The sequence below is a fragment of the Streptomyces musisoli genome (assembly GCF_016741855.1).
GTDB classification, from domain to species: Bacteria; Actinomycetota; Actinomycetes; order Streptomycetales; family Streptomycetaceae; genus Streptomyces; species Streptomyces musisoli.
In genome coordinates this window covers 251,559-274,034 of record NZ_JAERRH010000007.1, presented here as the reverse complement: position 1 = coordinate 274,034, position 22,476 = coordinate 251,559, and the positions used below count along the sequence as shown (strand labels likewise).

Below are 22,476 nucleotides of genomic sequence, written 5' to 3'. Positions count from 1 at the left end.
GACGTCTCACCGATCACTTCCGTCACCTCTCTCGTCGTTCGGGGACCTCACCCGCTCGTGGGCCCCGCCCGGACTTGTCAGTCGTCCCCGAACTCACCCGACGCGGCCAGGAGGTGCCGCAACCGCTCCCACCCCCGCTCCCGCGCGAACGCCCGCTCGCCCCAGCGCAGTGCAGGCACCGTCCGCACCAGGCCGGTGGCGTCCCGCTCCAGCACATGCACCTCGTCGATCCGGCGCCGCCCGGACCGGTCCCGCACCAGGTGCACCACCACCGAGAGGGCCGCCGCCAGCTGGCTGTGCAGCGCGGCCCGGTCCAGCCCTGCCGCCGTGGCCAGCGCCTCCAGCCGGGCCGGCACGTCCGCGGCGGCGTTGGCGTGGACCGTGCAGCAGCCGCCCTCGTGGCCGGTGTTGAGGGCCGCGAGCAGATGCACGACCTCGGGTCCGCGCACCTCGCCGACGACCAGCCGGTCCGGCCGCATCCGCAGGGCCTGCCGTACGAGGTCCTCCAGGGTGACCAGGCCGGCGCCCTCCTGGTTGGCGGGACGGGTCTCCAGCCGGACGACGTGCGGGTGGTCCGGCCGCAGTTCGGCCGAGTCCTCGGCGAGCACGATCCGCTCACCCGGTCCGACGAGGCCGAGCAGTGCGCTGAGCAAGGTGGTCTTGCCGCACCCGGTGCCGCCGCTGACCAGGAAGGACAGCCGGGCCGCCAGCAGGGCCCTCAGGATCCGGTCGCCGCCGGGCGGCACCGTGCCGGCCGTGACGAGTTCCTCGACGGTGAAGGCCCGGGGCCGTACCACCCGCAGGGCCAGGCAGGTGCAGCCGACGGCGACCGGGGGCAGCACCGCGTGCAGCCGGGTTCCGTCGGGCAGCCGCGCGTCCGCCCAGGGCCGGGCGTCGTCCAGCCGGCGTCCGGCCACGGCGGCCAGTCGCTGTGCGAGACGTCGTACGGCCGCCGCGTCGGTGAAGGTCACCGGGGTCAGCTCCAGTCCGCCGCCGCGGTCCACCCACACCCGGTCGGGGGCGGAGACCAGGACGTCGGTGACGTCCGGGTCGGCGAGCAGGGGTTCCAGGGGGCCGGTGCCGACGAGTTCGGACCGCAGGTGTTCGGCCGCGCCCAGGACCTCGGCGTCGCCGAGCACCCGGCCCTGATCGCGCAGCGCCTGGGCCACGCGCGCGGGAGTGGGTTCGGCGCCGCTCTCGGCGAGCCGGCGGCGGACGCCGTCGAGCAGGGCCGCGCCGTCGGCCCGGTCGAATCCGGGCAGGGTCATCGGGTGCCTCCCGCCTCGACCAGCGCGCGCTCCCAGAAGTGCGCGCAGAAGCGGGCGAGTGGGCCGCGGCCGGTCGCACCGGGGGGCTTCGCGCCGCCCTGGGGACGCAGCAGCGCCGGTTCGACGGGCACTTCCCCGGCCAGCGGCAGGCCGAGCAGTCCGGCCACCGCGTGGTCGTCCAGGCCGGGTGCGTAGGGCCCGCGCACCGCCACCCGCAGATCGCGTACGACCATGCCGACGGTGGAGGCGACGCGTCCGGCGGCTGCAACCGCCCGCAGTTCGGCCGGGACGACGAGCAGGGCCAGGTCGAGCTGGGCGAGGGCTTCGGCGACCCCGTCGTCGAGACGGCGGGGCAGGTCGACCACGACCGTGCCGCCGCGTCGCCGGGCGGCGGCCAGCACCGCGCGCACGGCGGGAGACGGGATGGCGACGCAGTCGCCGCGGTCCCAGCTGAGCACGCGAAGGGAGTGCAGCCGGGGCAGCGACTCCTCCAGGGCGCCGCCGCCGACCCGGCCGCGGGAGGCCGCGAAAGCGGGCCAGCGCAGTCCTTCGGCGCCTTCTCCGCCGAGCAGTACGTCGAGTCCGCCGCCGAGCGGATCGGCGTCCACCAGCAGGGTGCGCAGACCCTCGCGCGCGGAGGTGACGGCGAGCGCACACGCGAGCGTGGACGCTCCCGCCCCGCCCCGGCCGCCGATCACCCCGACGGTGAGGGCCGGACGGCCGATGCCCTCGGCGACGTCGGCGATACGGTCGACCAGCCACGGCTCGCCGTCGGGGAGCATCAGGACGTGGTCGGCACCGATCTGGACGGCTCGTTTCCATACCCCCGGGTCGTCCTGGTCCCGGCCGACCAGGACCACTCCGGGCCGGCGCGCGGCTCCGCCCACCCGGCGGGCGGCGTCGTCGCCGACGAGCACGAGCGGGGCCGACGCCCAGCCGCCGCCGGATTCCGGTACGCCGTGGTGGACCTCGGGTGTGGCGCCCGCCGCCGCGCACAGGCGCAGCAGATCGTCCAGCAGAGCGGCGTCCTCGGTGACGATGAGCGGCCGTCCGGGCCGGTCTCCGGGGCCGGGCGGCGGGTCGTGGGTGACAATTCCGGTCACGGGTGTTCCCCCCTTCGCTGCATGGGCCGCGCGGCCCCGTCGGCCACGCGATTCCCAAAGGTGTGAAGAACCGGCAAGCGGCCTCCATATGAACGGCCGATAGGAACCGGCCATACGCGCCCGGGCAATCGGAACCGGCCATGAACTCGCCGCGGCCGGAGCGCGTGGGAATCACGGTGCAGCGATCCGCGAAATAAAGTGGATCTTGGGCGAAAACTGTGGACAACGCCGTCTCTGTGAATAACTTCGTCACCCATACCGGTGACCTCTGTCCCGATCTCCGGGCAACTTCCACAGAGCAGCGTCGCAATTACCCTGAGTAATGAATCATGGGCATGCCAATGCGCGGCCCATGGGCGACGCGGCGCCGGACGTACGGCCGCTCGAAGAACGAAGGAGAGGAAGAAACGCACCCGGACATGCGACGACCCCCGCCGGGGGGGAGAGCGGGGGTCGTCCCCACGGCCGACTCGGGGGGGGAGGAGTCGGGCCGGGTTAGCACGGTCGCGAACGATCCGTGACTTCCATGGTGTACCCGAGAGCCCTCTCAGGCAAACCCACGCGCCCCACCTTACGCCGAATGGTGGGCGCCTATGCTCAGGGGCGTGGAAAACCACTCCTTGCCCCGCGCAGCAGCCTTCTTTGACCTGGACAAGACGGTCATTGCGAAGTCGAGCACGCTCACCTTCAGCAAGTCCTTCTACCAGGGCGGTCTGATCAACCGCAGGGCCGCACTGCGTACCGCATACGCCCAGTTCGTCTTCTTGGTCGGAGGACTGGACCACGACCAGATGGAGCGTATGCGCGAGTACATGGCCTCCCTGTGCCGAGGCTGGAACGTCCAGCAGGTCCGGGAGATCGTCGCCGAGACCCTGCACGACCTGATCGACCCGATCATCTACGACGAGGCCGCCTCCCTCATCGAGGAGCACCACGCGGCCGGCCGGGACGTCGTGATCGTCTCCACCTCGGGCGCGGAGGTGGTCGAGCCGGTCGGCGAGCTGCTGGGCGCGGACCGGGTCGTCGCCACCCGCATGGTCGTGGGCGAGGACGGCTGCTTCACCGGAGAGGTGGAGTACTACGCCTACGGTCCGACGAAGGCCGAGGCCATCAGGGAGCTGGCCGCGTCCGAGGGCTACGACCTCGACCGGTGCTACGCCTACAGCGACTCGGCGACCGATCTGCCGATGCTCCAGACCGTCGGGCAGCCGCACGCCGTGAACCCTGACCGCGCGCTGCGCCGCGAGGCACTCGCGCGCGGGTGGCCGGTTCTGGAGTTCCGCCACCCGGTCCCGCTCAAGAAGCGGTTGCCCACGTTCTCCGTCCCGCCCCGCCCCGCACTGGTCGCGGCGGCGGCCATGGGCGCGGCCGCGGCGACCGCCGGGCTCGTCTGGTACGCCAGCCGGCGCCGCGGCACGGCCTGACCTGCGCCCGTTTCACCCCGTTAGCACCTGAAAGTAAAGAAGTGCAGGCAGGGGTTCCGCTTCATCCCGGCTCGCGGTACAAAGAACGTAGGCCCGCGAGACCAAAGGACATCCGAGAGGATCCCCTACCACTACGCACTTGGCCCACGGACCCAGCATGAACACCGGGCACCCACGCGACGTCGACCCGTCGATTACGGGCCAGCCGCACCAGGTGACGGGCAAAGCATCCCGACCTGATGGGCACATATCGAGGACGCTTGGTAACCGGGTGAGCATGCCAGCGGCGGTACGAGTATTCGTACCGCCGCAACCCTTGTCCGGGAGAGTTCCTCAGGCCGCGCCGCGTTGCAGCGCCTCGCACACCGCCGTCGATTCGCGCACACCCAGCTCCACCGCCCGGCCGCAGTGGCCGATCCACGCCGCCATGCCCTCGGGGGTGCCGGAGACGTATCCGTCGAGGGCGGCCAGGTAGGAGGCGCGGCCCAGCTCGGCGTAACCGACCTCGGCGGGGCAGATCGCCTTCGGGTCCAGGCCGCTGCCGATCAGGACGATCCGCTCGGCGGCTCGCGCGACCAGACCGTTGTGGGACACGAAGGGACGCAGCGCGAGCAGCTCGCCGTGCACCACCGCGGCCGTCACCAGCGCGGGGGCCGAGGTCCCGGCGATGATCAGGTCCGCCAGCCCCTCCAGTCGGCCCGAGACCTCCTCGGCGGCCGGCAGCGGCAGCTCGATCAGCGGCTCGTCCACCGGTTCGCCGGCCTGGCGCGGCCTGCCGACCCTCTCGTCACCGCTCGCCGCGGCCACCAGGTGCAGGCGGGCCAGCACCCGCAGGGGCGACTGGCGCCAGATGGACAGCAGTTGCCCCCCTTCGGCGGAGAGCCGCAGGGCCGCGCCCACGACCCGGGCCTCTGCGTCGGCGCCGAAGTCGGTGCGCCGCCGCACCTCCTCCAAGGCCCAGTCCGCACCGGACAGCGCCGCCGAGCCGCGGGCACCCCGCAGGGCCGCCTCGGAGGTGATCTCGTTGCTACGGCGCCGCATGATCCGGTGCCCGTAGACCCGGTCCACTGCCTTGCGCACGGACTCCACGGACTCGGCCACACCGGGCAGTGAGCCCAGGGCCGCAAGCGGATCGGCGGTCGCGCCTGTCGTACTCATGAGTACGACAGTACGCACCTCATCGACCCACCCCACGAAGGAGTGGTCTTCTTCACTCCTCCTGACACGTACAGCTATTGCTCGACTACCGTTGGTGAACATGAAAATTGCTTTCGTTGGGAAGGGCGGCAGCGGCAAGACCACGCTCTCCTCCCTCTTCATCCGCCACCTCGCGGCCGCCGGCGCCCCGGTGGTCGCCATCGACGCGGACATCAACCAGCACCTCGGCCCCGCACTCGGCCTCGGGGACGAGGAGGCGGCGGCACTGCCCGCCATGGGTGAACGGCTGCCGCTGATCAAGGACTACCTGCGCGGCAACAACCCGCGCATCGCCTCGGCGGCGACGATGATCAAGACGACACCGCCCGGCGAGGGCTCGCGGCTGGTCCGCGTGCGCGAGCCCAACCCGGTCTACGACGCCTGCGCACGTCCGGTGGAACTCGACGGCGGCGCCGTCCGTTTGATGGTCACGGGCCCCTTCACGGACGCCGACCTGGGGGTCGCCTGCTACCACTCCAAGACGGGAGCGGTGGAGCTGTTCCTGAACCACCTCGTGGACGGCCCCGACGAGTACGTCGTGGTCGACATGACGGCCGGTTCGGACTCCTTCGCCTCCGGCATGTTCACCCGATTCGACATGACGTTCCTCGTCGCCGAGCCCACCCGGAAGGGGGTCTCCGTCTACCGCCAGTACAAGGAGTACGCCCGCGACTTCGGGGTCGAGCTGAAGGTCGTCGGCAACAAGATCCAGGAGCCGGACGACATCGACTTCCTGCGCGCCGAGGTCGGGGACGACCTGCTCGTGACGGTCGGACGCTCGGACTGGGTGCGCGCCATGGAGAAGGGCCGGCCGCCCCGGTTCGATCTCCTGGAGGAGACCAATGCCCGCGCCTTGGACACCCTCCGGGCCACCGCCGACGCCACCTACGAGCGGCGCGACTGGGAGCGCTACACCCGTCAGATGGTGCACTTCCACCTGAAGAACGCCGAGTCCTGGGGGAACGAACGCACCGGGGTCGACCTGGCGGCGCAGGTCGACCCCCACTACGTGCTCGGCGAGAGCGTGGCGACGCCCGTCTGAGGCCTACTGCTTGTCCGCCGGCGCCCCGGGCACGCCCTTGGGCGCCGGAGCCGGCCGGCCGGACAGGAAGGCCGCCCAGCCCTGCCGGGGCGCCTCGCCCACCTCCAGGGTGCGCAGCCTCGCCAGGGTCTGCGGGTCCTGGGCGTCCAGCCAGTCGACCAGTTGGTGGAAGGAGACGCAGCGCACCTCCGGCTTGGTGCACACCTCCTTCACCACGTCCTCGACGGCACGCATGTAGGTGCCGCCGTTCCACGACTCGAAGTGGTTGCCGATGACGAGGGGGGCGCGGTTGCCGTCGTAGGCGCGGTAGAAGCCCTTGAGGAGACCGTCGCGCATCTGGTTGCCCCAGTAGTCGAACTTGTCCGGGTCGCCCTGGGTCTCGGTGCCGGACTGGTTGACCATGAAGTTGTAGTCCATGGTCAGCTGCTCATAGGTGTGGCCCGGGAAGGGCACCAGCTGCATCGACAGGTTCCACAGGCCCTCCTTCTTCTTGGGCCAGACCTGGTCGTTGACCCCGCTGGAGTCGTAGCGGAAGCCCAGCTGGCGGGCGGCCTTCATGAAGTTCTTCTGGCCCTCCAGACAGGGCGTGCGGGCGCCGATCAGCTCCTTCTCGTAGTCGAAGGGCAGCGGCGCCGCGTCCTTCATCCCGGTGTTGCTCCTCCAGGACTTCACGAACTTCTTCGCCTGGGCGATCTCGCTCTTCCACTCGTCCACCGACCAGGTGCCGACCCCGCCGTCGGGACCGCAGAAGTGGCCGTTGAAGTGGGTGCCGATCTCGTTGCCCTCCAGCCAGGCCAGCCGTACCTGCTCGAGGGTGTCGGCGATGCCCTGCTCGTCGTTGAAGCCGATGTCGGAGCGGCCCGGCGAGTGCTGCGGGGGCTTGTACAGGTCACGCTTCTCCTCGGGCAGCATGTACACGCCGCTCAGGAAGTACGTCATGGTCGCGTTGTTCTCCTTGGCGACCTTGCGGAAGTGCGAGAACAGCTTCTGGCTGTCCTCGCCCGCGCCGTCCCAGGAGAACACCACGAACTGCGGCGGCTTCTGACCGGGACTCAGCCGTTCCGGGGTGGGCAGATGCGGCTGAGAACCGGTGTAGACGGTGGATCCGTCGCCGATCGGCCGGAACACGCTGCCCGGCGCCGGCGCCCCCTTCGCGCCTGACGCCCCTTCCTTCGTACCTCTGGAGTCGGTCGCACAACCGGCGAACGACGCCGCACAGGCCGCGGCGACCATGGCGCCGACGGCGATCCTCTGGGTGGCGGCCATGTTCCGCCCACCTTCTTCCTTCTCTCAGGCACACGATGGCGAGGGCCGTTTGTGGTGATATGCCGGGCTTTGCCTGGCAGCGCCGCCAAGATCGCACGGGGCCGAGAAGGAATTAGTACGACAAGCCGATCAAATGATTAATTCACTCCAGCAGGCGATCTTGTGCCCCGTTTGCCCCGAAAACCCATGCTTGACCTTTACTTCGCATTACGGTTCTTTTACCGAGCGTTGATCCATCCCGCCGCTGCACGCCGTGACCCACGGCCGCGACCGACCCCGCCCATCGCCGCGGGTCCCACCCAGTCCGCGACCGCGCCGCCCCGGAGGAGACGGGAACATGTCAGCCTGCGCACCCCCTCACACCCCGCAGCCCCACCCGCCGCACAGCCCCGCCCCGCCGCGCCGCCGCCTTCACCTGGAGGGCGCCGACCTGTCCGCGGCGGTCGCGGTCTTCCTCATCGCCCTGCCCCTCTCCCTCGGCATCGCCCTGGCCACCGGCGCCCCGCTCCAGGCCGGCCTCGTGGCCGCCGCGGTCGGCGGAGTCGTCGTCGGCCGGCTGGGCGGCTGTCCGCTCCAGGTCAGCGGCCCGGCCGCCGGACTCACCGTGGTCACCGCCGACCTGATCCACCGTTACGGCTGGCGGACGACCTGCGGCATCACCGTCCTCGCCGGCCTCGCCCAGCTCGGCCTCGGCTGCCTGAGGGTGGCGCGCGGCGCGCTCGCGGTCAGCCCGGCCGTGGTGCACGGCATGCTCGCCGGCATCGGCATCACCATCGCCGTCGCCCAGCTGCACATCGTCCTGGGCGGCAGCCCGGACAGCTCCGTCCTCGCCAACCTACGGGACCTGCCCGCCCAGTTGGCCGACCTGCACCCGGCATCGGTGTCGATGAGCGCGCTCACCCTGGCCCTGCTGCTGGCCTGGCCGCGGCTGCCCGGCCGCGCCGGCCGGCTGCTGCGCAGGGTGCCGGCCGCCCTCGTGGCCGTCACCGGGGCCGCCGCGACCGCCGCCCTCACCGGCCTGGCCCTGCCCCGGGTCGGCCTGCCGTCCTGGCACAGCCATGCCCTGGCCGGACTGCCCGAGGGCCCGGTGCTCGGGGTCGCGGTCGCCGTGCTCACCACCACCCTGGTGTGCAGCGTGCAGTCGCTGCTCGGCGCGGTGGCCGTGGACAAGCTGGTCGCCTCCCGTCCCGGCCCCCAGTCCCGCATCGGCCGCTCCGACCTGGACCGGGAGCTGCTCGGCCAGGGCGCCGCCAACATCGTCTCGGGAGCCCTCGGCGGGCTGCCGGTCGCGGGTGTGGCGGTGCGCAGCACCGCGAATGTGAAATCGGGTGCGGTCAGCCGGAACTCCACGATGCTGCACGGCGTTCTCGTAGTAGTCGCCGCGCTGCTGATGGTCCCGGTCCTGGAGGGGATCCCGCTCGCCTCCCTCGCCGCCCTGGTGATGGCCGTCGGCATCCAGATGGTGTCCCTGCACCACATCCGCACGGTGACGCGCCACCGCGAAGTGCCGGTCTACGCCGTGACCGCACTCGGCGTGGTGTTCCTGGGCGTCCTCCAGGGCGTGTGCCTCGGCATCGCCGTGGCCGTCGCCGTCGCCCTGCACCGTCTCGCCCACACCCGCATCACCCACGCAGAGGAGAGAGGAGTCCATCACCTACGGGTCCGCGGCCAGCTGACCTTCCTCGCGGTGCCCCGGCTCAGCAGAGCCCTGCATCTCGTACCCCAAGGCGCCCACGCCGTCGTGGAGTTGGACGGTTCGTTCATGGACCACGCGGCGTACGAGTCACTGCAGGACTGGCGCAGTGCCCACACCGCGCGGGGCGGAACGGCCGAGTTGACGGGCCGGCGCGGCGGAATCCGGACCGCCGGACAGGCCCCGTCAGCCGAGTGCCGGTGCCGCCCCTGGACGCCCTGGCGCAACCACCAGTCCTGCTTCGCCGGTGCCTGCGCCGCCCCGGCCGGGCAGGAGGCCGGCGGGGAACTGGCCCGCGGCATCAGCTCGTTCCAGCGGAACACCGCGCCGCTGGTGCGGGACGAGCTGGCGCGGCTCGCCCGGGAGGGCCAGCGGCCCGCCCAGCTCTTCCTCACCTGCTCCGACTCCCGGCTCGTCACGTCGATGATCACCGCCAGTGGTCCCGGCGACCTGTTCGTCGTCCGCAACGTCGGCAACCTGGTGCCGCCGCCGGGCGAGGAACACGGCGACGACTCGGTGGCCGCCGCCATCGAGTACGCGGTGGACGTGCTCGGAGTGCGCTCGATCACGGTGTGCGGGCACTCCGGGTGCGGGGCGATGCAGGCGCTGCTCACCACCGGGGGCGGCGACGAGAGCACCCCGCTGCAGCGGTGGCTGCGGCACGGTCTCCCGAGCCTGGCGCGAATGTCCGGCGACCGGCTCGGCGGGCCCCGACTGGCCGGGCGGGCCCCCGCGGACGCGGTGGAGCTGCTGTGCCTGACCAATGTCGTCCAGCAACTGGCGCACCTCGGGGCGCACGCCCCGGTCGCCCGGGCGCTGGCCCGGGGAGAGCTGGAGCTGCACGGCATGTACTTCCACGTGGGCGAGGCCCAGGCGTACCTGCTCGCGGGATCGGAGGAAGGAACGGTGTTCGAGGACGTCACGGAAGACGTCCGCCGAGGTGAGGACGTATGTGGTCCGGCACGGTCAACGTTCGAGACAGGTCTAAACCAATTTTCGGGCCGACCCTTGTCATCGGACCCCCGCGTCTGATGAGCTGTGGCCTGGGACACAACGGACACCCTTCGAAAGGGAGATGTCGTGAGCAACGAGAGCCTGGCCAACCTGCTCAAGGAAGAACGCAGGTTCGCGCCGCCCGCCGACCTGGCCGCGCACGCCAACGTCACCGCGGAGGCGTATGAACAGGCCAAGGCTGACAGGCTCGGCTTCTGGGCCGAGCAGGCCCGTCGGCTGACCTGGGCCAAGGAACCGACCGAGACGCTGGACTGGTCCAACCCGCCGTTCGCGAAGTGGTTCAAGGACGGCGAGCTGAACGTCGCGTACAACTGCGTGGACCGGCACGTGGAGGCCGGCCACGGGGACCGCGTCGCCATCCACTTCGAGGGTGAGCCCGGCGACAGCCGCTCGATCACCTACGCGGAGCTGAAGGACGAGGTCTCCCGGGCCGCCAACGCCCTGCTGGAGCTGGGCGTGCGGAAGGGTGACCGGGTCGCCATCTACATGCCGATGATCCCGGAGACCGCGGTCGCGATGCTGGCCTCGGCCCGGATCGGCGCGGCGCACTCGGTCGTCTTCGGCGGATTCTCCGCGGACGCTCTCGCAACGCGGATCCAGGACGCGGACGCCAAGGTCGTCATCACCGCCGACGGCGGCTACCGGCGCGGCAAGCCGTCCGCGCTCAAGCCGGCCGTCGACGAGGCGGTCGAGAAGGCGGGCAACGTCGAGCACGTGCTCGTGGTGCGCCGTACCGCGCAGGAAGTGGCCTGGACGGACGGCCGGGACGTGTGGTGGCACGACCTGGTGGGCCGGCAGTCCGCCGAGCACACCCCGGAGGCGTTCGAGGCGGAGCACCCGCTGTTCATCCTCTACACCTCCGGTACGACGGGGAAGCCGAAGGGCATCCTGCACACCTCCGGCGGCTACCTCACCCAGACGGCCTACACCCACTGGGCGGTGTTCGACCTCAAGCCGGAGACGGACGTGTTCTGGTGCACGGCCGACGTCGGCTGGGTGACCGGGCACTCGTACATCGTGTACGGCCCGCTGGCCAACGGCGCGACGCAGGTGATGTACGAGGGCACGCCGGACACCCCGCACCAGGGCCGCTTCTGGGAGATCGTGCAGAAGTACAAGGTCACGATCCTCTACACCGCGCCGACCGCGATCCGGACGTTCATGAAGTGGGGAGACGACATCCCCGCCAAGTTCGACCTGAGCAGCCTGCGCCTCCTGGGGTCGGTCGGCGAGCCCATCAACCCCGAGGCCTGGGTCTGGTACCGCAAGCACATCGGCGCCGACCGGACGCCCGTCGTGGACACCTGGTGGCAGACCGAGACCGGCTCCATGATGATCACGCCGCTGCCCGGTGTCACCGAGACCAAGCCCGGTTCGGCACAGCGTCCGCTGCCCGGCATCAGCGCGACCGTCGTCGACGACGAGGCGAACGAGGTGCCCGACGGCGGCGGTGGCTACCTGGTGCTGACCGAGCCGTGGCCGTCGATGCTGCGCACCATCTGGGGCGACGACCAGCGGTTCATCGACACCTACTGGTCCCGTTTCGAGGGCAAGTACTTCGCCGGGGACGGAGCGAAGAAGGACGACGACGGGGACATCTGGCTGCTGGGCCGGGTGGACGACGTGATGCTCGTCTCCGGGCACAACATCTCCACCACCGAGGTGGAGTCCGCGCTCGTCTCGCACCCGTCGGTCGCCGAGGCCGCCGTCGTGGGTGCCGCGGACGAGACCACCGGTCAGGCCATCGTCGCGTTCGTCATCCTGCGCGGCACGGTCACGGAGACCGACCAGCTCGTCGGCGAACTGCGCAACCACGTCGGGGCCACTCTCGGCCCGATCGCCAAGCCCAAGCGGATCCTGCCGGTGGCGGAGCTGCCCAAGACCCGTTCCGGCAAGATCATGCGCCGCCTGCTGCGGGACGTCGCCGAGAACCGTGAGCTGGGCGATGTGACGACCCTGACCGACAGCACAGTCATGTCACTGATCCAGAACAAAATGCCCGCGACATCGAGCGAGGACTGAGCACACGGGAACGCGTGAACGGCACACCGGGGGGCACCCGGCCGGCGAACGTGCCGGGCGCCCCCGAGGTGACTAACGTGAAGATCGCCGGACCCGGAACGCGCCACGTTAGGTAAACTAAGCAAAGTGCCGCAGGGAGCGGCACGCCAGGTGCGCCGGGAAGTCTGGTCGGCATGTGAGTCCCGCCTGCCCCCGGAGGTCTCCCGTGACCGCGCCCCGCACCACCCCCCGCAAGGTCCTCGACCGGCTGTCCCTGCCCGAGCGGACCTTTGTCGCGAACGCGCTGCGCACCGAGACCGTGGGCGGCGTCCTGCTGCTCCTGGCCGCGGTGGCGGCACTGGCATGGGCGAACATCCCCGCCCTGCGCCACAGCTACGCGAGCGTCGGCGATTTCCACCTCGGCCCCGCCGCCCTCGGCCTGCACCTCTCCGTCGCCCACTGGGCCGCCGACGGACTGCTCGCCGTGTTCTTCTTCGTCGCCGGTATCGAACTCAAGCGCGAGCTGGTCGCAGGGGATCTGCGCGATCCCAGGGCGGCCGTGCTGCCCGTCGTGGCGGCGCTGTGCGGGATGGCCGTACCCGCGCTCGTCTACACGCTCACCAGTCTCGCCGGACACGGCTCCACACAGGGCTGGGCGGTCCCCACCGCCACCGACATCGCCTTCGCCCTCGCCGTCCTCGCGGTCATCGGCACCTCACTGCCCAGCGCCCTGCGCGCCTTCCTGCTCACGCTCGCGGTCGTCGACGACCTCTTCGCGATCCTGATCATCGCGGTCTTCTTCACCGACCGGCTGAACTTGGCCGCACTCGGCGGGGCGGCCGCCGGCCTCGCCGTCTTCTGGCTGCTGCTGCGCAAGGGCGTACGCGGCTGGTACGTGTACGTGCCGCTCGGCGTCGTCGTCTGGGCACTGATGTACAACAGCGGCGTGCACGCCACCATCGCCGGCGTGGCGATGGGCCTGATGCTGCCCTGCACCCCCCGGGAAGGTGAGGAGCACTCGCCGGCCGAGCACATCGAGCATCTGGTGCGGCCGCTGTCGGCCGGGCTCGCCGTACCCCTGTTCGCGCTGTTCAGCGCCGGTGTGCCGATATCCGGCCGGGCGCTCGGGGACGTGTTCGCCAGGCCCGAGACGCTCGGCGTCGTGCTCGGCCTGGTGGTGGGCAAGACGGCCGGGATCTTCGGCGGCGCCTGGCTGACCGCACGCTTCACCCGCGCGCAGCTCAGCGCGGAGCTGGCCTGGGCCGACGTCTTCGCCGTGGCCTCGCTCGCCGGGATCGGCTTCACGGTCTCGCTGCTCATCGGTGAGCTGGCCTTCGAGGGCGACGCCGTGCTCACGGACGAGGTGAAGGCGGCCGTCCTCACCGGATCGCTGATCGCGGCGGTGTGCGCGACGCTGCTGCTGAAGCTGCGCAACGCCCGCTACCGCAGGCTGTGCGAGGACGAGGAGCGCGACGAGGACCTGGACGGCATCCCGGACGTCTACGAGCAGGACGACCCGGCGTACCACCTCCGTATGGCCGCGATCCACGAGCGCAAGGCCGCCGAACACCGGCGTCTGGCCGCCGAGCGGGCGGCCGGGGCACGCCACGGGCTTGCCGAAGTGGCGGGCGGGGCAGGCGAGGAGAGCGACCGTCCGGCATGATCTGACGAGACGGTACAAAACAAGACGGCCGCACGCGCACGACGGCTACCCGGATGGCCGTACCGACATGACGGCCGTTCCACCCAGCGCAGTGCGGCACAAGAGACCTCTGAGGGAGAACGCGATGAGCGCACCCGACGGCAGCCCGGTCGGCGCCGAACGCAGCATCGGCCAGCTGTTCGCCTCGGCGACGACCGAATTGTCGGCGCTGGTGCACGACGAGATCGCCCTGGCCAAAGCCCAGCTGAAGCGGGACGTGAAGAAGGGCGCGGCGAGCGGCGGCGCCTTCTCGATCGCCGGCGCGGTGCTGGTGTTCTCCCTGCCGATGCTCAACTTCGCCCTGGCCTACGGCATCAGGACCTGGAGCGGCTGGAACCTGGCCGTCTGCTTCCTGCTGTCCTTCGCGGCCAACGTGCTCGTCGCCGGCCTCCTCGCGCTCATCGGCGTGGTGTTCGCGAAGAAGGCCAAGAAGGGCCAGGGCCCGCAGAAGGTGGCCGCCTCGATGAAGGAGACGGCGGGCGTCCTGCAGAACGCCAAGCCGCACCCGCGCCCGGAGCTGCCCGAGGATCGGGCTCCCGCGGCCATCGAGGCTGTGGCACGCTCGTCGTCATGACGGACCCAGCCGCCCTCTCGCCCGTGCGGATCGACCTCCCGGACGGGAGACAGGTCACCCACCGCGATGTCGCCGCCAACGGCGCCCGCTTCCACATCGCCGAGCTGGGCGACGGCCCGCTGGTGCTGCTTCTGCACGGCTTCCCGCAGTTCTGGTGGACGTGGCGGCACCAGCTGGCCGCGCTCGCGGACGCGGGCTACCGGGCGGTGGCGATGGACCTGCGGGGCGTCGGCGGCAGCGACCGCACGCCCCGCGGGTACGACCCCGCCAACCTGGCGCTGGACGTCACCGGGGTGATCCGCTCGCTCGGCGAGCCGGACGCCGCGCTGGTCGGCCACGACCTCGGCGGCTATCTGGCGTGGACGGCGGCGGCCATGCGGCCCAAGCTCGTGCGGCGCCTCGCCGTGGTGTCCATGCCGCACCCGCGGCGCTGGCGCGCGGCGATGCTGCGGGACGCCCGCCAGACGGCCGCCAGCTCCTACATCTGGGGGTTCCAGCGGCCGTGGATCCCGGAGCGTCAACTCACCGCCGACGGCGGTGCGCTGGTGGGCCGGCTGATCCGGGACTGGTCCGGGCCGCGGCTGCCGGAGGACGCGGCCGTGGAGACGTACCAGCGGGCCATGTGCATCCCCTCCACGGCGCATTGCTCGGTCGAGCCGTACCGCTGGCTGGTGCGCTCGCTGGCCCGCCCGGACGGCGTGCAGTTCTACCGCCGGATGAAGCGGCCGGTGCGGGTGCCCACGCTGCATCTGCACGGTTCGCTGGATCCGGTGACCCGCACGCGCAGCGCGGCCGGCTCGGGCGAGTACGTCGAAGCCCCGTACCGCTGGCGGCTGTTCGACGGCCTCGGCCACTTCCCGCACGAGGAGGACCCGGCGGCGTTCTCCACCGAACTGGTCAACTGGCTCAAGGACCCCGAACCCGACCGGTGACCGTTCTGTGAGCGATCGGATGCGATGAGTATCCGTATCGTGAACAGATGTCCCTCGAACGGCCACATGCCTGCCGCATAGGCCAATTGGGCGGCGCGGAGGCGGTTATCGACCTTCGGGCGGGGGCACACGTCGGGGTATGGGCTGGACGCACGACTACAGTGACGCACCCCGCAATCGCCGCTCGGCCACGGGCCTGAGCACGCCTCAGCGAGGCACCCCGCAACTCGCGGAAGGCGACCTCCGGGTGGGGATTCCGCGCATCCTTCGCCGCCGGGCCCGCTGGGTCTCGGTACGCCTGCGTCACCCGCGGGGCTGACCGCCACCACGCCTACAGGGCGCAGCTGTCGGTATCCACCTGCTCGTTCGCCGTACGGCCCCGGTCGATGTCGGCCCGGATCTCGTCCGCCGTCAGGGCGTAGCCCGTGTCGGCGTCGTCGAGGGACTTGGCGAACACCACTCCGTACACCTTGCCGTCCGGGGTGAGCAGCGGGCCGCCGGAGTTGCCCTGCCGGACCGTGGTGTACAGGGAGTAGACGTCGCGGCGGACCGTGCCGCGGTGGTAGATGTCCGGGCCGTTGGCCGTGATGCGCCCGCGGACCCGCGCGGCGCGCACGTCGTACGAGCCGTTCTCCGGGAAGCCCGCGACGATCGCGCCGTCGCCACCGGTCGCGTCCTGGTCGGTGAACCGCAGCGCGGCCGACCGCAGGTCCGGCACGTCGAGTACGGCGATGTCGCGCTTCCAGTCGTACAGCACGACCTTGGCGTCGTACTTGCGGCCCTCGCCGCCTATCTGCACCCGCGGCGCGTCGACCCCGCCGACCACGTGCGCGTTGGTCATCACGCGGCGGTCGGCGAAGACGAAGCCGGTGCCCTCCAGGACCTTGCCACAGCTCTGGGCGGTGCCGGTGACCTTGACGATCGAGCGCTGGGCGTGCAGGGCGACCGGGCTGTTCGCGAGGGCCGGGTCGGGCGGCCGCACGTCCTTGATCGGCTCGTCGGAGAACGGGCTGAAGACCTGCGGGAAGCCGTTCTGCGCGAGCACGGAGGAGAAGTCCGCGAACCAGGTGTCGGCCTGGTCGGGCAGCGCCCGGGAGACGCCGAGGAGCACCTTGGAGCCGCGGACCTCCTTGCCGAGCGTGGGCAGGGTCGTGCCGGCCAGCGCGGAGCCGATCAGCCAGGCCACCAGGAGCATCGCGACGACGTTGACCAGCGCGCCGCCGGTGGCGTCCAGGGCGCGGGCCGGGGACCAGGTGATGTACCGGCGCAGCTTGTTGCCGAGATGGGTGGTCAGGGCCTGGCCCACGGAGGCGCAGACGATGACGACGACCACGGCGACGACGGCGGCGGTGGTGCCGACCTCCGCCTTCTCGGTCACGGCGTCCCAGATGACGGGCAGCGCGTACACGGCGACGAGGCCGCCGCCCAGAAACCCGATCACCGACAGGATGCCGACGACGAAGCCCTGGCGGTAGCCCACCACCGCGAACCACACGGCCGCGACGAGCAACAGGATGTCCAGCACGTTCACTGCTTCAGGCCTCGCCTACTCACTCCGCTCCCAGCAGCTCGGCCGGGGCCCGGGGGTCGCCCCGGGGGATACAGCACGGGGATCACCCTGTCATGCGTGCCAGTCGAGCGGGACCTGCTTCCCCCGGTCCCACGGGCGCTCCCAGCCCGCGTAGTGCAGCAGACGGTCGATCACTCCCGCCGTAAAACCCCAGACCAGGGCCGATTCGACCAGGAATGCCGGACCACTGTGGCCTCTGGGGTGGACGGCGGTGGCGCGGTTGGCGGGATCCGTGAGATCCGACACGGGGACGGTGAAGACCCGGGCGGTCTCCTTCGGGTCGACGACGCCGACCGGGCTGGGCTCGCGCCACCAGCCCAGCACGGAGGTGACGACGAAGCCGCTGACCGGGATGTACAGCCGGGGCAGGACGCCGAAGAGCTGCACGCCGGCCGGGTCCAGCCCGGTCTCCTCCTCGGCCTCGCGCAGCGCGGCCCGCAGCGGGCCCTCGCCCTGCGGGTCGCCGTCCTCCGGATCCAGCGCGCCGCCCGGGAAGGACGGCTGTCCGGGGTGCGAGCGCAGTGAGCCCGCCCGCTCCATGAGCAGCAGCTCGGGGCCGTGCCGTCCCTCGCCGAAGAGGATCAGCACGGCCGACTGCCGCCCCGAGCCGTTCTCCGGCGGCAGGAAGCGGCTCAGCTGGAGCGGCTGGACCGTCTCGGCGGCGCGCACGACGGGATCCAGCCAGTCCGGCAGCCCTTCCTTGCTGAGCGTCACCGGACCGCCTTGTGTGTCGCTTGCCCTCGTCATCGCCACCCCCGTCGCTCTGCCCTCTCCAACGCCCGAGGGCCCCGAGATCGTTCCGTCACGCGGCCCCCAGCGGCGGCGCCGGTTTGCCGCCCGCGTCGAGATAGGCCTGAGGGGGCTTCAGCCGCTGCCCCGGGAAGCCGCCCTTCTCGTACTTCAGGAGTTTCTGCGCCTTCTCCGGGTCGGTCTCGCCCTCGCCGTAGGCCGGGCAGAGCGGGGCGATGGGGCAGGCGCCGCAGGCGGGCTTGCGGGCATGGCAGATCCGGCGGCCGTGCCAGATCACGTGGTGGGACAGGTCGGTCCAGTCGCTCTTCGGGAAGAGCGCGCCGACGGCGGCCTCGATCTTGTCCGGGTCGGTCTCCTCGGTCCACTGCCAGCGCCTGACCAGCCGCTGGAAGTGGGTGTCCACGGTGATCCCGGGCCGCCCGAAGGCGTTGCCGAGGACGACGAAGGCCGTCTTGCGGCCCACGCCGGGCAGCTTGACCAGATCCTCCAGTTTGCCGGGCACCTCGCCGCCGAAGTCCTCGGTGAGGGCCCTGGAGAGCCCTATGACCGACTTGGTCTTGGCGCGGAAGAAACCGCAGGGGCGCAGGATCTCCTCGACCTCCTCCGGGTTGGCGGCGGCGAGGTCCTCCGGGGTGGGGTACCTGGCGAAGAGCGCCGGGGTGGTCTGGTTGACCCGCAGGTCGGTGGTCTGGGCCGACAGCACCGTGGCGACGAGCAGCTGGAAGGGGTTCTCGAAGTCCAGCTCCGGGTGGGCGTACGGGTACACCTCGGCCAGTTCGCGGTTGATGCGGCGGGCCCGGCGGACCAGGGCGGTGGGGGACTCGCCGGCCGGCGGCCTGACAGCGATCTTCTTGACGGACGCGGCCTTCTTCACAGGCGCGGCCTTCTTCACCACCGCGGCCTTCTTCGCGGCCCCCTTGGCGGCGGCCGCCCTCTTCGCCGGCGCCGCCTTCTTCCCGACGCTCCTGGCCGGCACGGCCTTCTTCACCACCGCGGCCTCCCCGGCGGCCTTCCCCGCGGGCGCAGCCTCCTCGGCGGCCTTCTTCACCGGCGCGGCCCGCTGCGAGGTCTTCTCCGGAGCAGAGGCAGTCTTTTTAGCCGATTTGCCCCTTTTACTACTTCCTCCGGAAGCGTGTTCGCCCACAGCGGAATCCCGACGTACAACCACCCGCCCAGCCCCCTTGGCCTGTGCTCTCACCGGCGATTTGGACACCCGGCCAGCCTAAAGCCCGGCACCGCCATCCGCCCCGGACCCGGCAGACCGGCCCCCGATTGGACCCCTGACGCTTACCCCGGGACACCTGTGCGGCATCCTTGTGACAGATCACACTGTTTGGACCGTCCGGCAAAATGGGGAACACGGTCCCCTGATACACAGGGGGAGCAAGATCCCCTGAGCAGGTCGACAAGGAGAGAACTCGTGGACGACGTTCTGCGGCGCAACCCGCTCTTCGCGGCTCTCGACGACGAGCAGGCCGCGGAGCTTCGCGCCTCCATGAGTGAGGTGACCCTCGCACGCGGCGACTCCCTCTTCCACGAGGGCGACCCCGGGGACCGGCTGTACGTCGTCACCGAGGGCAAGGTCAAGCTGCACCGCACCTCCCCCGACGGCCGGGAGAACATGCTCGCCGTCGTCGGCCCCGGCGAACTGATCGGCGAACTGTCGCTGTTCGACCCGGGCCCCCGCACGGCCACCGCGACCGCGCTGACCGAGGTCAAGCTGCTCGGTCTCGGCCACGGTGACCTCCAGCCCTGGCTGAACGTCCGCCCGGAGGTGGCCGGCGCCCTGCTGCGGGCCGTCGCCCGCCGTCTGCGCAAGACCAACGACGCCATGTCCGACCTGGTCTTCTCCGACGTCCCCGGCCGCGTGGCCCGCGCCCTGCTGGACCTCTCGCGCCGCTTCGGCGTGCAGTCCGAGGAGGGCATCCACGTCGTCCACGACCTCACCCAGGAGGAGCTGGCCCAGCTGGTCGGCGCCTCCCGCGAGACCGTGAACAAGGCCCTCGCGGACTTCGCCCAGCGCGGCTGGCTGCGTCTCGAGGCACGCGCCGTGATCCTGCTCGACGTCGAAAGGCTGGCCAAGAGGTCACGCTGACCGTCCCCGGGGGCTCCGGCCCCCGGCCCCCCACCTGCCGCCGCCAACGGCCAGGCCCGCAGGCGTCGGGCGGACAGTGGCCTGCCCCGCGCCCGAAAATCAGCTGCCCCGGCGAGGCGTACGCGACACAGTGAGCGCATGGCCGACACCGCTCACCGTCCCGGACTCGACGCCCAGGGCTTCATCGCGCGCGAAGGCTCCCTCGCGCGCGTTCCCGACGTCTTCCGCCCAGTCGTGGCCGCCGCCCGCGACCGGATCCTGGACGCCTTCGGGGAACGGCTGCACAGCGCGTACCTCTACGGGTCGATTCCGCGCGGCACCGCGCGCGTTGGGCGCAGCGACCTGGACCTCCTGATCGCCCTGCGCGAGGAGCCGGCCGAGGGCGACCGGGACGCCGTACGGGCCCTCGGCGAGGCGGTCGACGAGGAGTTCACCCAGATCGACGGCGTCGGCACGCTGCTCTACGGCCGGGAGCGGCTGCTGAGCGAAGCGGAGCGGTACGACCTGGGCTGGTTCGTCGCCTGCCTGTGCACCCCGCTGCTCGGTGAGGACCTCGCCGGGCGCCTGCCGCGCTACCGCCCCGGCTCCCTGCTCGCCCGCGAGACCAACGGCGACCTCGCCCGGTGGCTGCCGCGCTGGCGGGAGCGGATCGAGGGCGCCCCGGACACCGAGGAGGCCCGCCGGCCGCTCGTGCGCTTCATGTCCCGGCACCTCGTCCGCACCGGCTTCACCCTGGTCATGCCGCGCTGGCAGGGCTGGACCAGCGATCTGCGGGAGATGGCCGAGGCGTTCGCCGTGTACTACCCCGAGCGGGCCGCACAGCTGCGTACGGCGGCGCACCGCGGCTACGAACCCGTCGGCGACCCGGACGTCCTGCGGTCCTACGTGGACGACCTCGGGCCCTGGCTCGCCGAGGAGTACGCGCGCGTGCACGGCACCAAGGCGCCCCGCCCGGACCAGGGCCCCCCTCCGGCGAGCCCGGCGTGATCCGGACGGGCCCTAGATCAGCCCGTGCTCGCTGAGGTAGTCCAGCTGGGCGCGGACCGAGAGTTCCGCCGCCGGCCACAGCGAGCGGTCCACGTCGGCGTAGACGTGGGCGACGACCTCGGCCGGGGAGCGGTGGCCGTCCTCGACCGCGGTCTCCACCTGGGCGAGCCGGTGGGCGCGGTGGGCGAGGTAGTACTCGACGGCGCCCTGGGCGTCCTCCAGGACCGGCCCGTGGCCCGGCAGGACGGTGTGCACGCCGTCGTCCACCGTCAGGGACCTCAGCCGTCGCAGGGAGTCCAGGTAATCCCCGAGCCGGCCGTCGGGGTGGGCCACGACCGTCGTACCGCGCCCGAGGACGGTGTCGCCGGTCAGTACGGCGCGGTCGGCCGGGAGATGGAAGGACAGCGAGTCCGCGGTGTGCCCGGGGGTCGGTACGACCCTCAGCTCCAGGCCGCCGAGGGCGATCACGTCGCCCGCGGCCAGACCCTCGTCGCCGAGCCGCAGGGCCGGATCGAGGGCACGCACACGCGTGGCGGTCAGTTCGGCGAAGCGGCCGGCGCCTTCCGCGTGGTCGGGGTGACCGTGGGTCAGCAGGGTAAGGGCTACGCGCTTGCCGGCCTTCTCGGCCGTGTCCACGACGTTGCGCAGGTGGTCGTCGTCCAGCGGGCCCGGGTCGATGACCACGGCCAGGTCGGAGTCCGGCTCGGCCACGATCCAGGTGTTGGTGCCGTCCAGGGTCATCGCGGAGGCGTTGGGCGCGAGGACGTTGACCGCGCGTTCGGTGGCCGGACCCGAGAGGACTGAGCCCCGTGGCTGGCCCGGCAGGACGCTTGCGTCGGTCATACGGGGCCTCCACCGGTGGTCGACGGGGTGGTTGTCTGGGGGTGCGCCGGGCTCTTCGTCCGCGTACCCGCCTCGGCGGTCGTCACCGCCGCCGTCGCGGCCGTCCCGGTCGTCGGGACATGCTTGGTGAATTCGTCGTGCCCGGGCCAGGACAGGACGATCTCGCCGTCCTGGAGGCGGGCGCGCGCCAGTACCGGTGTCAGGTCGCGCGCGGGCGCGGCGGCCAGCGTCTCGGCGGCGGTGCCGTACGGGAGCAGCTGGCGCAGGGTGGCGATGGTGGGCGGCATCATCAGCAGTTCGCCCTTGTCGTACCCGGCGGCGGCCTCCGCGGGGCGGATCCACACGGTGCGGTCGGCCTCCGTGGAGGCGTTCCGGGTGCGCTGTCCCTCGGGCAGGGCGGCCACGAAGAACCACGTGTCGTAGCGGCGGGCCTCGAACTCGGGGGTGATCCACCGAGTCCAGGCGCCCAGCAGGTCCGAGCGCAGTACCAGGCCGCGCCGGTCCAGGAACTCGGCGAAGGACAGCTCGCGCGCGACCAGGGCGGCGCGGTCGGCCTCCCAGTCGTCCCCGGTGGTGTCGCCGACGACCGTGTCCGGGCCGGGCCCGGCGAGCAGCACGCCGGCCTCCTCGTAGGTCTCCCGCACGGCCGCGCAGACGATCGCCTGGGCGCCCGCCGCGTCGACACCGAGCCGCTCGGCCCACCACGCGCGCGTGGGGCCCGCCCAGCGGATCTGACGGTCGTCGTCACGCGGGTCGACACCGCCCCCGGGATATGCGTACGCGCCTCCGGCGAAGGCCATGGAGGCGCGTCTGCGCAGCATGTGGACGACCGGGCCGCCCGGGGTGTCCTTCAGGAGCAGCACCGTGGCCGCGCGCCGGGGGGTCACCGGGGTGAGCGTGCCGTCCGCGAGCGCGCGGATGCGGTCCGGCCACTCCGGGGGATACCACTGACCGTTCGCCATGGCCGGAGGCTATCCCGTATAGGGCGAATGTTCGAGGGGCGCCCGGGGTCGCG

The 22,476-nt window shown here is 71.8% G+C and carries 19 protein-coding genes; 10 read left to right on the top strand and 9 right to left on the bottom strand.

Annotated elements, in window-relative coordinates:
- Positions 1-77: 77 nt before the first annotated feature.
- Together JK361_RS20880 and ssd are read right to left on the bottom strand one after the other, a co-directional pair.
- On the bottom strand, positions 78-1,268 hold the full coding sequence (locus JK361_RS20880; RefSeq protein ID WP_201820578.1) for a TadA family conjugal transfer-associated ATPase: 1,191 nt from the start codon (positions 1,266-1,268) through the stop codon (positions 78-80).
- A complete protein-coding gene (gene ssd / locus JK361_RS20875; protein WP_201820577.1) occupies positions 1,265-2,371 on the bottom strand; it encodes a septum site-determining protein Ssd in 1,107 nt (368 codons plus the stop codon). Before ssd ends, JK361_RS20880 begins: the two co-directional genes overlap by 4 nt.
- 593 nt (positions 2,372-2,964) lie before the next feature.
- Between ssd and JK361_RS20870 the strand changes: the two genes are divergently transcribed.
- Complete coding sequence (locus JK361_RS20870; RefSeq protein WP_201820575.1) at positions 2,965-3,795, top strand: HAD family hydrolase; 831 nt, start codon at positions 2,965-2,967, stop codon at positions 3,793-3,795.
- A 333-nt stretch (positions 3,796-4,128) separates the two neighbouring features.
- On the opposite strand, the gene JK361_RS20865 is transcribed toward JK361_RS20870, so the two are convergent.
- Entirely contained in the window at positions 4,129-4,953 is an 825-nt protein-coding gene (locus JK361_RS20865) for a Fic family protein (RefSeq protein ID WP_201820573.1), read from the bottom strand.
- A 100-nt stretch (positions 4,954-5,053) separates the two neighbouring features.
- Between JK361_RS20865 and JK361_RS20860 the strand changes: the two genes are divergently transcribed.
- Positions 5,054-6,034 (top strand): ATP-binding protein, encoded by a 981-nt coding sequence (locus tag JK361_RS20860; RefSeq protein WP_201820571.1) that lies wholly within the window; start codon positions 5,054-5,056, stop codon positions 6,032-6,034.
- A gap of 3 nt (positions 6,035-6,037) precedes the next feature.
- Here the strand turns inward: JK361_RS20860 and JK361_RS20855 are convergent, their stop codons facing one another.
- Positions 6,038-7,300: a polysaccharide deacetylase family protein gene (locus tag JK361_RS20855; protein WP_201820569.1), complete on the bottom strand. Its 1,263-nt coding sequence runs from the start codon at positions 7,298-7,300 to the stop codon at positions 6,038-6,040.
- A 337-nt stretch (positions 7,301-7,637) separates the two neighbouring features.
- On the opposite strand from JK361_RS20855, the gene JK361_RS20850 reads away from it, so the two are divergent.
- The 6 genes from JK361_RS20850 to JK361_RS41340 all read left to right on the top strand — a co-directional run bounded on the left by JK361_RS20850 (position 7,638) and on the right by JK361_RS41340 (position 15,535).
- Positions 7,638-10,025, top strand: a complete 2,388-nt coding sequence (locus tag JK361_RS20850; protein WP_236053282.1) for a SulP family inorganic anion transporter — start codon at positions 7,638-7,640, stop codon at positions 10,023-10,025.
- Positions 10,026-10,073: 48 nt separating this feature from the next.
- Complete coding sequence (acs, locus tag JK361_RS20845; RefSeq protein WP_201820567.1) at positions 10,074-12,029, top strand: acetate--CoA ligase; 1,956 nt, start codon at positions 10,074-10,076, stop codon at positions 12,027-12,029.
- A gap of 205 nt (positions 12,030-12,234) precedes the next feature.
- The gene (gene nhaA, locus JK361_RS20840; RefSeq protein WP_201820565.1) at positions 12,235-13,671 is read left to right on the top strand and encodes a Na+/H+ antiporter NhaA; all 1,437 of its coding nucleotides are present in this window, start codon (positions 12,235-12,237) and stop codon (positions 13,669-13,671) included.
- A 124-nt stretch (positions 13,672-13,795) separates the two neighbouring features.
- Entirely contained in the window at positions 13,796-14,284 is a 489-nt protein-coding gene (locus JK361_RS20835) for a phage holin family protein (protein WP_201820563.1), read from the top strand.
- On the top strand, positions 14,281-15,216 hold the full coding sequence (locus tag JK361_RS20830; protein WP_201820562.1) for an alpha/beta fold hydrolase: 936 nt from the start codon (positions 14,281-14,283) through the stop codon (positions 15,214-15,216). The genes JK361_RS20835 and JK361_RS20830 overlap by 4 nt, the downstream gene beginning before the upstream one ends.
- A gap of 139 nt (positions 15,217-15,355) precedes the next feature.
- Positions 15,356-15,535 carry a hypothetical protein gene (locus JK361_RS41340; RefSeq protein ID WP_236053281.1) on the top strand — a complete coding sequence of 60 codons (180 nt, stop codon included), beginning with the start codon at positions 15,356-15,358 and terminating at the stop codon, positions 15,533-15,535.
- A 12-nt stretch (positions 15,536-15,547) separates the two neighbouring features.
- Here the strand turns inward: JK361_RS41340 and JK361_RS20825 are convergent, their stop codons facing one another.
- The 3 genes from JK361_RS20825 to nth all read right to left on the bottom strand — a co-directional run bounded on the left by JK361_RS20825 (position 15,548) and on the right by nth (position 18,584).
- Positions 15,548-16,747, bottom strand: a complete 1,200-nt coding sequence (locus JK361_RS20825; RefSeq protein ID WP_201820560.1) for a MarP family serine protease — start codon at positions 16,745-16,747, stop codon at positions 15,548-15,550.
- Positions 16,748-16,837: 90 nt separating this feature from the next.
- Complete coding sequence (locus JK361_RS20820) at positions 16,838-17,533, bottom strand: NUDIX hydrolase (protein WP_201820558.1); 696 nt, start codon at positions 17,531-17,533, stop codon at positions 16,838-16,840.
- Between the two features lie 55 nt (positions 17,534-17,588).
- Positions 17,589-18,584: an endonuclease III gene (nth, locus tag JK361_RS20815; protein ID WP_307787289.1), complete on the bottom strand. Its 996-nt coding sequence runs from the start codon at positions 18,582-18,584 to the stop codon at positions 17,589-17,591.
- Positions 18,585-18,956: 372 nt separating this feature from the next.
- Here nth and JK361_RS20810 point away from each other — a divergent pair, with 372 nt between their 5' ends.
- Positions 18,957-19,631: a Crp/Fnr family transcriptional regulator gene (locus JK361_RS20810; protein ID WP_030734182.1), complete on the top strand. Its 675-nt coding sequence runs from the start codon at positions 18,957-18,959 to the stop codon at positions 19,629-19,631.
- 138 nt (positions 19,632-19,769) lie between these two features.
- Entirely contained in the window at positions 19,770-20,618 is an 849-nt protein-coding gene (locus JK361_RS20805) for a nucleotidyltransferase domain-containing protein (protein WP_201820554.1), read from the top strand.
- A 12-nt stretch (positions 20,619-20,630) separates the two neighbouring features.
- On the opposite strand, the gene JK361_RS20800 is transcribed toward JK361_RS20805, so the two are convergent.
- Positions 20,631-21,461 carry an MBL fold metallo-hydrolase gene (locus tag JK361_RS20800; protein WP_201820552.1) on the bottom strand — a complete coding sequence of 277 codons (831 nt, stop codon included), beginning with the start codon at positions 21,459-21,461 and terminating at the stop codon, positions 20,631-20,633.
- Positions 21,458-22,423: an NUDIX hydrolase gene (locus JK361_RS20795; protein WP_236053280.1), complete on the bottom strand. Its 966-nt coding sequence runs from the start codon at positions 22,421-22,423 to the stop codon at positions 21,458-21,460. The genes JK361_RS20800 and JK361_RS20795 overlap by 4 nt, the downstream gene beginning before the upstream one ends.
- Positions 22,424-22,476: the final 53 nt, after the last annotated feature.